The 10,532-nt window shown below is 71.3% G+C and carries 11 protein-coding genes and 3 pseudogenes; 11 read left to right on the forward strand and 3 right to left on the reverse strand.

Annotated elements, in window-relative coordinates; translation table 11 throughout:
- The first annotated feature begins 562 nt into the window (after nucleotides 1–562).
- On the forward strand, nucleotides 563–982 hold the full coding sequence (locus tag C1I97_RS22690) for a hypothetical protein (RefSeq protein ID WP_111005048.1): 420 nt from the start codon (nucleotides 563–565) through the stop codon (nucleotides 980–982).
- A gap of 27 nt (nucleotides 983–1,009) precedes the next feature.
- Here the strand turns inward: C1I97_RS22690 and C1I97_RS22695 are convergent, their stop codons facing one another.
- Entirely contained in the window at nucleotides 1,010–1,537 is a 528-nt protein-coding gene (locus tag C1I97_RS22695) for a LysR substrate-binding domain-containing protein (protein ID WP_181446864.1), read from the reverse strand.
- Between C1I97_RS22695 and C1I97_RS22700 the strand changes: the two genes are divergently transcribed.
- From C1I97_RS22700 to C1I97_RS22720, 6 genes and pseudogenes are all read left to right on the forward strand, one after another.
- A complete protein-coding gene (locus tag C1I97_RS22700; protein ID WP_258382694.1) occupies nucleotides 1,514–1,882 on the forward strand; it encodes a molybdopterin cofactor-binding domain-containing protein in 369 nt (122 codons plus the stop codon). The genes C1I97_RS22695 and C1I97_RS22700 overlap by 24 nt on opposite strands.
- 10 nt (nucleotides 1,883–1,892) lie before the next feature.
- Nucleotides 1,893–2,819, forward strand: coding sequence for an XdhC family protein (locus C1I97_RS22705; RefSeq protein WP_111005040.1), 927 nt, complete (start codon nucleotides 1,893–1,895; stop codon nucleotides 2,817–2,819).
- Nucleotides 2,812–3,720, forward strand: coding sequence for an AAA family ATPase (locus C1I97_RS22710; RefSeq protein ID WP_111005041.1), 909 nt, complete (start codon nucleotides 2,812–2,814; stop codon nucleotides 3,718–3,720). The genes C1I97_RS22705 and C1I97_RS22710 overlap by 8 nt, the downstream gene beginning before the upstream one ends.
- A gap of 448 nt (nucleotides 3,721–4,168) precedes the next feature.
- Nucleotides 4,169–4,579 (forward strand): annotated as a pseudogene (locus C1I97_RS42740) (VWA domain-containing protein); the annotation flags it as partial.
- A 20-nt stretch (nucleotides 4,580–4,599) separates the two neighbouring features.
- A complete protein-coding gene (locus C1I97_RS42745; RefSeq protein WP_369008366.1) occupies nucleotides 4,600–4,902 on the forward strand; it encodes a VWA domain-containing protein in 303 nt (100 codons plus the stop codon).
- Between the two features lie 193 nt (nucleotides 4,903–5,095).
- Nucleotides 5,096–5,332, forward strand: coding sequence for a hypothetical protein (locus C1I97_RS22720; protein ID WP_258382696.1), 237 nt, complete (start codon nucleotides 5,096–5,098; stop codon nucleotides 5,330–5,332).
- 54 nt (nucleotides 5,333–5,386) lie between these two features.
- On the opposite strand, the gene C1I97_RS22725 is transcribed toward C1I97_RS22720, so the two are convergent.
- Nucleotides 5,387–5,986, reverse strand: coding sequence for a hypothetical protein (locus C1I97_RS22725; protein ID WP_111005042.1), 600 nt, complete (start codon nucleotides 5,984–5,986; stop codon nucleotides 5,387–5,389).
- Between the two features lie 682 nt (nucleotides 5,987–6,668).
- Nucleotides 6,669–7,664: a potassium channel family protein gene (locus C1I97_RS22730; protein WP_111005043.1), complete on the reverse strand. Its 996-nt coding sequence runs from the start codon at nucleotides 7,662–7,664 to the stop codon at nucleotides 6,669–6,671.
- Between the two features lie 188 nt (nucleotides 7,665–7,852).
- Here C1I97_RS22730 and C1I97_RS22735 point away from each other — a divergent pair.
- From C1I97_RS22735 to C1I97_RS22755, 4 genes and pseudogenes are all read left to right on the forward strand, one after another.
- Nucleotides 7,853–8,047 (forward strand): annotated as a pseudogene (locus tag C1I97_RS22735) (DNA-directed RNA polymerase subunit alpha C-terminal domain-containing protein); the annotation flags it as partial.
- A 446-nt stretch (nucleotides 8,048–8,493) separates the two neighbouring features.
- Nucleotides 8,494–8,820 (forward strand): hypothetical protein, encoded by a 327-nt coding sequence (locus tag C1I97_RS22740; RefSeq protein ID WP_111005044.1) that lies wholly within the window; start codon nucleotides 8,494–8,496, stop codon nucleotides 8,818–8,820.
- A 13-nt stretch (nucleotides 8,821–8,833) separates the two neighbouring features.
- Entirely contained in the window at nucleotides 8,834–9,133 is a 300-nt protein-coding gene (locus C1I97_RS22745) for a hypothetical protein (RefSeq protein WP_111005045.1), read from the forward strand.
- Between the two features lie 260 nt (nucleotides 9,134–9,393).
- Nucleotides 9,394–10,406, forward strand: a pseudogene (locus tag C1I97_RS22755) (IS701 family transposase); the annotation flags it as partial.
- Between the last annotated feature and the right edge of the window lie 126 nt (nucleotides 10,407–10,532).

Here is a 10,532-nt window from a genome sequence, read left to right on the forward strand (position 1 = left end):
AGCCGCCCCGCCGCGCCACCGCCCACCGGGCCTGCGTGGCGAGACGACCCCCGGTCCTCCGGCGCTGTCGGTTGATTCGGGGCCTGCGTGACGTCGGTCTTCAAGACCCGGTTGTGGTCTCGGAGACCGACGTTGTCGTCCGCCACGTGGGCCACTCGGCAGGCTCGCCAGTCGCTTGAGCAACTCGGCGGCCGTGCCGCGGAGTTCACCCCTCTCATCCGGGACCGGGATGCGAGGTTCACCGCCGCCTTCGACGAGGTCTTCGCCAGTGAGGGCGTCACCGTGGCCAAGATCCCCCCACGCAGCCCTGACTGCGATCCCCACGCGGAGGGGTTCATGCGCTCGGTACGGGAGGAGTGCACCGACCGGGCCCTGCCGGTCCGACGCGGCCCCGGCGCCGCTCCGTGGTTCCGTGCCTCCACGGACCGCATCACCCCGCCCTGGGCCGCCCCGAGCGAAACGGGAGACGCTGGAGTACGATTCCCGTTCGATTCATCGTACGGCTCTGGGAGGATGGGGCTTGAGCGCCCAACTGAGAGAAACCGCGGTGCAGTTGGCGGACATGCTCTGGCGTCGGCACACCGTGTACCGGGACCGGGCCGGGGGTGTGGTCATCCGGGGAGAGCACGTGCAGCGCTGGATCAGTCTCGCCCCCTCGGGTCGCAGGGACGAAATCCTGCTCCGTGCGGGCCGTATCCTCGACGGCGGCACCACCGCTCCGGCGCGTTCGGAGACGGTCGTACCGCTCTGTGCCGACACCGGCGAGCTCGCCACGGCCTGCCGCCGCCTGCTCGCCGAGACCGCCGCCGACGCCGCACCGCCCGCCCCGGCGGCTCCCGGCCGGACCAAGCGGTCCGAGAAACCGAAACGGCCCGGACGGAAAGGAAAACGGAGGATCCTCGCCTCCTGGACGATCCTCGCCTGTGTGGTCGGCGTCGTCGCCCTGTACGCCTACAGCACCGCGACGACAGGCGCGCGCTGAGGAAAGCCCACAGGAGAGCCTGCTCTCTCACGCGCCCCAGAGCGTGACGTACACCGGGGGCCGGGATCGGGAGGGCGGGACGCCCGCGCCGGGTGCGCGCATGATGCGGGTCGCTGCGGGCGTGTGCAGGAAGCGCAGGAACGCGTCGGTGGCCGGGGAACGATGCCCGGGTTGCAGGACGGTGGCGTGCCATGTGGCGTCCGACGGCGTGGCCGGGGTCTCCAATACGCGCAGCTCGTCACACCGGACGCGGGGCGACACCAGATGGGCCAACGCCGGTGCCACCCCCGCGCCCTCGGCGGCAGCCGCCCAGGTCGCGGCCTGGTTGGGGAACACCCACACGTGTCCTTCGGCCACCCCGAGCCGATGTAGCAGCCGCCCGGAGTCCGCGTCCGGATCGGTCCCGGAGGAGTCGACCAGCCACGACCACTGCGGCGGCGGACCGGGCGGCCGCGGCGACCCGGCGCCGATCACCACGACCAGCTGGGTGCGGAACAGTGGCTCGCTGACCAGTTCGCCCCCATGAACCCCATGATCGTAGAGGGTCAGGTGCACGGCGGACTCGCCGACGGCCTCGGCATGGCGCTCATGCAGGTGATCGCCTTCGACGAGGACGGCAACTGCCTCGGCGGGTCGTTCATGGACTACCTCCTGCCCACCTCGGTCGAATGCCCCTCGTGGGAGCTGGGCGAGACCGTCACCCCCTCCCCGCACCACCCCCTCGGAGCCAAGGGCATCGGCGAGTTCGCCACGGTGGGCTCGCCCGCCGCGGTGGTCAACGCCGTGGTCGACGCGCTGAAGCCGCTCGGCGTACGCCATGTCGACATGCCGCTGACGCCCGCCGCGGTGTGGCGGGCCGCCCAGGGCCGGCCGCTGCGCACCGACCTGGCCATCACCTGAAGGCCCCGTGATGACGAACACCGAACTGCTGACCCGAGCGGACGCGCTCCGGCACGGCCGTACCCCGTTCGTCCTGGCCACCGTCGTCCACGCGCAACGGCCCACGAGCGCCAAGCCCGGGGACAGCGCACTGGTGCTGCCCGACGGCACCGTCGAGGGCTTCGTGGGCGGCAGCTGCGCCGAGACGACGGTGCAGCTGCAGGGCCTGCGCGTGCTGCAGACCGGCGAGTCACTGCTGCTGAGAATCACGCCCGGCGCGGGCACCGGCACCGAAGGCCCGCAGGAGCCTGTCGAAGGCCTGGTCACGGTGGCCAATCCCTGCCTGTCGGGCGGGACGCTCGACATCTTCTTGGAGGCCAACCTCCCGCCGGCGCTGGCGTACGTCTACGGGCAGGCCCCCATCGCCCGCGCTCTGCTCCACGTCGGTCGTGTGCTCGGCCTCGACGCCCGACCGGCCTCGCCCGGGGAGCCGCTGCCGCCCGATCTGGACGTCGTCGTCATCGCCACGCACGGCCGTGACGAGGAGAGCGTACTGATCGAGGCCGCACGCGCCGGGGTCCCGTACACCGGGCTCGTGGCCAGCCCGAAGCGCGGCGCGGCGGTGCTCACCGCACTGGATCTCACCGAGGAACAACGCGCGCGCGTGCACACCCCGGCCGGACTGGACATCGGCGCGCGGACCCCGGCGGAGATCGCGCTGTCGGTGTACGCCGAGATCATCGCGCTGCGGCCGCAGGCGGCCCGAGCCGCGCGCCCCGGAGCCGGATCCGCCGTGCCGCGGGCCGTGGCCGAGGACGTGGATCCCGTGTGCGGCATGACCGTGGCGATCACGCCCGACACCCTCTCACTGGACCGGGCCGGCCGCAGGGTGTACTTCTGCGGGCCGGGGTGCCGGCACGCCTTCGCCGACGACCCCTCCCGTTACGCGCATGCCTGACCTCGATCCCCTCGTACCCGACGTCCCCGCCCTGCGCTCGCGTCTCGACACAGTCGGCTACCTGGCCGACGACGCCCTGGTCACGGCGCTGCTGCTGGCCGGGCGCATGCGGCAGCCGATCCTGCTGGAAGGCGAGCCCGGCGTCGGCAAGACCGAGGCGGCCCGCGCGCTCGCCGCCTTGCTCGACACCCCGCTGATCCGGCTGCAGTGCTACGAGGGACTGTCCGTGGCCGAGGCCCTCTACGAGTGGAACTACCCGCGGCAACTCCTGGCCATCCGGCTGGCCGAGTCCCGCGGGGAGCCCCTGCGGGACGCCGATCTGTTCACCGAGGACTACCTGCTGCCACGGCCGCTGCTCGCCGCGATCCGCCACCCGGGACCGCGGCCGGCGGTGCTGCTCATCGACGAGGTGGACCGCGCCGACGACGAGTTCGAGGCGTTCCTGCTGGAACTGCTCGCGGATGCCGCGGTCACCATCCCCGAACTCGGTACCCGGACGGCTGTGGTGCCGCCGGTGGCGGTACTGACCTCCAACCGCACCCGGGATCTGCACGACGCGCTCAAACGCCGCTGCCTCTACCACTTCATCGACTACCCGGACACCGCACGAGTCGCCGCGATCATCCGCAGACGGGTACCGGAGTCGGCCGAGTGGCTGGCCGAGCGCGTGGCGCGCGGGGTGGCGCGCCTGCGTGCCCGCCAGGAACTCACCAAGCCGCCCGGCATCGCCGAGGCGATCGACTGGGCGGGCGCGCTGCACACGCTGGGCCTCCCCGTTCTCGACGCCGACGCCGCCGGCCTCACCCTGGGGGCGGTCCTCAAGTACGCCGAGGACCTTCAGGCCGTGCGCCGGGCCGGACTGGCGGAGCTGGTCGACGCGGAGGCCCGCTTCGATGCCTGACCTGCCTGAACTGGCGGCCTCGTTCACCGCCGCCCTGCACGAGGCGGGGATCGCGGTGGGCCCCGACCGTACCCGGAGCTTCGCTCGGGCGCTCACCCTGCTGGCACCGTCGACGACGCGCGAGCTGCGGCACTGCGCGCTCGCCACCCTGGTGTCCGACCCCGAGCAGATCGAGCTGTTCGACGGGGTCTTCCGCGAGGTCTTCGGCGGCGCGGCCGACCGCGGGGCACAGCGCGGGCAATCCGGCGAGCCGCCCCGATCGCTCCCGACCACCGTTCCCGGCCGCCTCCCCGGCACCCGGAGGGACACCGCGGACGGACGAGGCCGGGATGCCGACGCACAGCCGCGGACGGCTCCCGTGCCCCTCGCCGCCAGTCCGCTCGACCGTCTCGCGGGCCGCGACTTCGCGGACCTGTCCGCCGAGGAACTGGCGCGGCTCTCCGAGGTGATGCGCACCCTCGTGCTGCGCACCCTCGTGCTGCGCACCCTCGTGCTGCGCACCCTCGTGCTGCGCACTCCGACCCGGCCGTCCCGCCGGCGCCGCACAGCGCACCACGGTGCGCGCATCGACGTGCGCCGCACCCTCTCCGCCGGCCGGCGCACCGGCGGATACCCGCTGCGGCTGTGCCGCTTCGCGCCCCGCGCCCGTCCCCGCGACCTCATCGTGCTCTGCGACATCTCCGGATCGATGGAGCCCTATGCCCGCGCGATGCTCCAACTGCTCTACTGTGCCGCCCGCGCCACCCGCGCCGAGGTCTTCACCTTCGCCACCCGGCTCACACGCCTCACGCCCGTCCTCCGGCGGGGCGGGCCGGAGGACGCCCTGGCACGCGCCGGACGGGCGGCTCCGGACTGGTCCGGGGGCACCCGGCGGACTGCCTGGCGGAGTTCAACGAGCGGTTCGGCCGGCGCGGCATGGCACACGGCGCCGTGGTCACCATCGTCTCCGACGGCTGGGACACCGGCGCGCCCGCCGACCTCGCCACCCACATGGCACGGCTGTCCCGGGTCGCCTACCGCGTCGTATGGGTCAACCCGCGCACGGCAAGCCCGCGCTACCGTCCGCTCGTGGCCGGCATGGCTGCGGCACTGCCCTACTGCGACGCCGTCGTCAGCGCCCACAACTTCGCGGCCCTGGACGACTTCACCGCCGCTCTGTCCGCCCGGCGCCGCCGCCGATGACCCTGCCCGTCCCGTGCCCTTGCCCGGCCTGGTGGCCGGACAGCCGAGCACCGCCGTGGCGATCGTCACGAGGGGGCCGCCCGGGCTCAGGCCGATGACCTCCGCACGCAGATCGGCCGGCTGCAGACCCGGCTGCGGGAGGCCGAGACACACCTCGAGCATCTCGTGATCACCCGGAAAACCGTCACCGGCCTTGCCGACCTGCTCCCGGCCGGCCCACCGGACCTGCCCGAGCACCCGGACTACCCCCCGCATCCTCGCCGTCTTCAACGACGCGACCCGACCGCTGCGGGCCAAGGAAGTCTGCCAAGCCCTCGACCACGAACTGCTGCCGAAGAACATCGAAGGCACCCGAGCCAGGCTGAAACGCCTGGTCAAACTCGGCATCCTCACCGAAGCCGACACCGGCAGCTTCACGGGCTCCCCCTGAAGACCGCACTCGGATGGTCCGTCCGGGGTTGCGCTGGTCAAGGGGTACCGGTGCTCACCTCTCGGGGTCGGGCCAAGTCGCCACAAGTGCTCGCCGATCCGGAAAGCGGGGACCGGGGACCATCTCCTGGGTGGTCTCACCGTTGAGCCAGCACACTTGCTCGGGGCCGCCGTCGCCGGTGTCGAACAGGCAGCACACTCCGCCGTTGGCGGCGGTGAGGTCGGTGAACACCTTCCTGATGTTGGTCGACCGCGCGAACAAGCGGCTCATCCCCGACGTCGCTGCCCAGCACTCCACCGACGCGTAACCAGGGTGCAGGAAGGACTCGAACCGGATCGTCGCGTAGATGTACCCGACCTGGATGCGCCCGTCCGCCTCGGGTTCGGGGCCGCCCGTCTCCGCGTACGCGCGCAGTGCGTCATCGACGTCGAACACGATGGACGTGTCGAGCTCGAGCGTGCTGCTCGTGGAGCAGTCGACCGGCTCGCTCTTGAAGTGGGACGTGAACGGGAGGACGAGCCGGTCACCGCCGGGCAGGGTGAGCTCGAGTGGCTGCACGCGAGGGGCCGGTGGCGCCAGCTCGGCCAGATCGGCCAGCGCCTTGGCGACGTTTCGGGGACGTAGATAAATGTCGTAGCCGTAGGTCAGCCCCATTCTTCCCCCTCTGCCGGGTCGAACCGCACCTTCTCATGCCCCGCCCCTGGGACGCCTGCCGGTTTTGGAGGGGCACGCCGATCCGGCACCGTGGTGGTTTCCCGCTGCTCCTTGCCTGCGTGGGTTCACCGCACCCGGTCCCCGCTCGCGGACCGGCGGATTCCACCCACGCTCACAGGCGATAGCAGGAAGCACTCAAAGGCTCACGGACCGCCCCCTCGGTTGCTTCCCTGTCCTCATGCCGGCGGCCGGGGCGTCCGCGCGTCGCCGTACCCAGCCCATTGGCCGTTCGTGACCCCGCCACCCCGGGTACGCGTTGCAACCCTGGCGCAGCCGGCCGGGAGAGAACGCGTCCTCAATACCGGGGGCGGCACACCCCATCCACAGGTCGCAGTGCTCAGGCAGAGGCTCTGCCGCAGTAGATCACGGCGCCTCGCCCGGACCTCACCGTCGATCAACGATTCCCCGTGACGATGTCGCCACCCTGCACGACGTGGTCGGCGGCCGGACGCCCACACGGGGCAGTGCCGCGCAGATCCGCCCTCGTGCGGGCACCGGCTGACGGTGCGGTGACCATCCGAGGACTGGGCACCGTGGTCGCCGTGGCCGCAACCCACTTCAGTAAGGCGCGGCGGACCGCACGCCGGTCAGGGCGCCCACGGACCAGGCTGCCGGGCCCCGCTCATTCCTCGAGAGGACGCAGAGCCCCCAGGTCGCCGAAGACAATCAAGGTGTCTCCCGGGTGAAGGGCGCTGTCCGGGTCGGGGCGGGGAAGCAGCGTGCCGTCCGCGCGCCGCACCAGCAGCGGCAGCACTCCCTTGCATGCCTGCCGCAGGGGGCGGCCCAGCAGGTGGGAGTCGGCTGCGATGCGAATCTCCTCCAGTCGGCAGTCCGAGGTACCAGGCCGGCTGAACTCCAGGAAGTCGACGATGTGCGGCCGTACGGCGAGCAGTGCCATCCTCCTGCCGCTGCTGACGTACGGGGACACCACGCTACTGGCCCCGGCGCGGGCGAGTCGGTCGACGGAAGCGGATTCGGAGGCGCGGGAGACGATGGCGATCGCCGGGTTGAGTGCGCGAGCGGTGAGGGTGATGTATACGTTCTCGGCGTCCGAGTCGACCGCACACACCAGCCCGCGGGCCCGGTCGATCCCTGCCCGCCGCAGCGCCTGCTCGGAGGAGGCGTTGTCGATCAGGTAGGCGACCTTGTCGCGCTGCATCACCTCCTCCAACTCCGCTTTGCTGTCGATCACCACGAAGGGGATCCCGTCGGCTTCGAACTCGCGCGCCACGGCCTGACCCACTCGTCCGTACGCACAGATGATGAAATGATCACGGAGTGTGTCGATCCGGTGCTGCATGCGTCGCATCCTTCCGCGTGGACCGAACCTGCCCTCCACCAGCGCGGTACCCACCACTCCCAGAGCGGCCACGAACACCGCCACGCCGAGTACGGCCAGTGAGGCGGTGAACAGCTTGCCGCCTGTGGAGAGCCGATCAGATGCCGACGACCCTTCGGTGGTCAGCGTCATTATCGTCAGGTAGACGGCAGAGGAGGGCGAGGACCCCAGCAGCATGTACCCACCGATGCCGTACCCGAGCAGCACCAAGATCGCGGACACCACCAGCAACGCCCGCCATCGAACACCGCGCGGCGACCACACACCCGCTCCCGTCATCGCCTTTTCCCAGTGTCCTGCACAGCCAGTGGCCCGGTCCTCCCGAATGGCATCGCATCCTCTTCGAGAGGCGGCAGGGCCGGAGCAAGTGGCGTTTGTCGTGGTTCGAGCTGGATGGCTTTGCCGGTCTCCAGTGTGGTGTGGGGGGTGCCTCTATGTCTTCCGTCAAGCGAGGCGCGGGGTTCTGTGCGCGCTCCGAGGCGGACCTGCTGGACATCCGCAACTTCGGTGCGAAGTCCATCGACGAGGTCAAGGCGAAGCTGGCGGGGATGGGCCTGGCCCTGAAGGACTCCCCGCCCGGATTCGATCCGACCGCCGCGGCGGACGCGTTCGGCGCGGACGACGACGCGAGCACGGGTTTCGTGGAGACCGAGCGGTACTGAACGCCGCGCCGGGTCGCGGGGGAGCCGGGAGGGCGGAGGAGCCGGCGATGGGCGCCGGCCGACCGTACCCGGCTCCCCGAGGACCCACCGGCAAAGACGCGGGCGCCCAGGCCCTCCGAGCCTGATCAGGAGGGCGACGGCGGCCGCCCTCTCTGCCTTGTCTGGCCTTCCGTCCCCCCGGGTGTGGCCGAGAAGGCCGCCTGACGCGCTGTCCCCCGTGGGCACCCCGGGGCACGCAACAGCCCCCGCGGAGATCACTTCGAGGGGGCTGTTCGATACCTATTGCCTGGTCAGACATAGTGCCCCCGGGGGGCGAGGAGACCGCCCGCCGCGGGTTCTCGGCGTGGGTGGGGGAGGATGCCCGGCGCCCGCCTCACCCTCACCGGCGAGCAGCACGGCAGCGTGTTGGTGACGTGGCCCGACTCCGCCGGAAATGCTGTGTCACGTTGACCGGCTCCACGGTGGACCACAACACCGCCACGGCCGCCGGCGGAGACGGAGGCGGCGGCATCCGCAACGAGTCCGACACGGTGTGGTTGATCGGGTCCGGGGCGTTCGCCAACGCCCCGGACGACTGCGGCCCGCCCGGCGCTGTGCTCGGCCGCACCGGCTGCACCGGTGGCGGAAGCGGCGGCCCCGGCGTGGTGGCGGCCCCGGCTGATCACCTCGCCGCCGTCCAAAGCCCCGGCAGGAAGCGGCACCGCCGACTTGCCGGGGCTCTTCCGCCGCTCTGCGTGGGTGGATCCGATGCGGCGCAGGGGGCTTTCCGGTGACAGGATCGGTGTTATGAACGCCGAGACGGACTGGGTGTACCGGGTGTTCGAGCCGCACGGCTCCGAGGGCTGGCGCCCCTATGGCGGCGACCCCGAACGGTGGCAGGGCGCGATCACCGCCCCCGACTCGACCGAGGGCGCCAGGTACGCCCTCGGCTGCATCGTCGGCGAGCTGATGACCGAGTGGGAGAGGAGCGGCCTCCATCACGCGATGCACGTGCGGGTCTTCCTCTGGCACGACGAGGCAGGCGACATGGGGGAGGCGGACTTCATCGTGGAGGTCCGGCCCCGGTCGGACATCGACGCAGCGTGATCTTTGGCGCATGGGGCTCCTCACGGTGACGGGCCCGGTGCGATGGGCACCGAGCGGTCGTGGGCGTACCGGGGGGAGGAGCCGCACGGCTCCGCCGGCCGACGTCCCCTTGGCGACCACTCCCATCGCCGGCGGGAAAGATCACCGCCGGCACCCTGTGCCGTTCAGACACGGCAGCTGTAGTTCCGGTGTCTGTGCTGGTCGGCGGCTTGCGGGGTCGGGTGCGGGCATGGGTACGACCACCGTGATCATGAACGTTTGTGACGACGTTTCAGGACCAGATGGCCGTGGAGGCCACGATAGCCCAGGCCGCCTGGGACCGGGTGTTCCGGGCGGCGATGGATGCGATCGCGGGCTGCTTCGCGCGGCGTGAGACACGTGCGACGGCCGCGGAGATGATCACCGGGCTGCTCACGGAGGTGGACACGCGGAACTGCTGGACGCCGGCTCAGGCGCTGGGGCATCCAGCCCGCACCGGCTGCAGCACCTGCTGTCACGGGCGAGGTTCGACCATGACCGGGCCCGGGAGGAGATCGCCCGCCTGGTCATCCATGAACTCGCGGGTCAGGAGGTGGTGCTGGTCGCGGACGAGACCGGGGACGCGAAGTCCTCGACCGACTGCGTCGGCCGCCAGTACTCCGGCGCGATCAAAGGCGTCGGACTGTGCCGGGTCGCCGTGCATCTGGCCGCGGTCACCGAGTCGGTGCGGGTGGTGATCGACCGCACCCTGTATCTGCCGAGGGACTGGGCCGCGGACGAGGAACACCGGGAGGCGGCCGGCGTCCCGGAGGAGATCATGTTCGCGACGAAGCTGCAGCAGACCGCCGCCATGGTCAAAAACGCGCTCGAGCTGGGCGTCCGGGCACGCTGGTTCGCCGGTGACGATGTGTATTCGGGCCGTGAGCTCCGCAGGGAAATGCGGGAGTTCGGGCTCGGCGACGCGGTCGGCGTGTCCCACACATACACGGTCACGGACGGAGCGGGCCGCAGGTGGAAGGCCCGCCAGATGATCAACAAGGTGCTGCCGCACCAGTGGATGCGCAGGCAGACCGGACACGGAACGAAGGGCACCCGCGAGTACGACTGGGCCTGGCTCGACGTCCGGGCCGACGACACCCCCAACGGACACGGAGATGACGGCACCAGCGTCCTGGTCGCTCGCCGGCACTGGTACACCGGCGAGATCTCCTTCTTCCGCTGCTGGTCGGCCGAAGATGTCACCCTCGCCCAGCTGGTGGAGGTGATCTGCCGACGGTGGCGGATCGAGGAGACCTTGTGCGCCACGAGGCGCTCTGCCGTATTCCCGGCCCAGCCGGGAGGAATTGGAGGGAGGTTCCTGGGTTCGATGGCTGACCTGATGCCGAAAGGCTTATAGGGACAAGAGCATGCCAGGAAACCA

The sequence above is a fragment of the Streptomyces sp. NTH33 genome (assembly GCF_003236365.1).
Classification (GTDB): domain Bacteria; phylum Actinomycetota; class Actinomycetes; order Streptomycetales; family Streptomycetaceae; genus Streptomyces.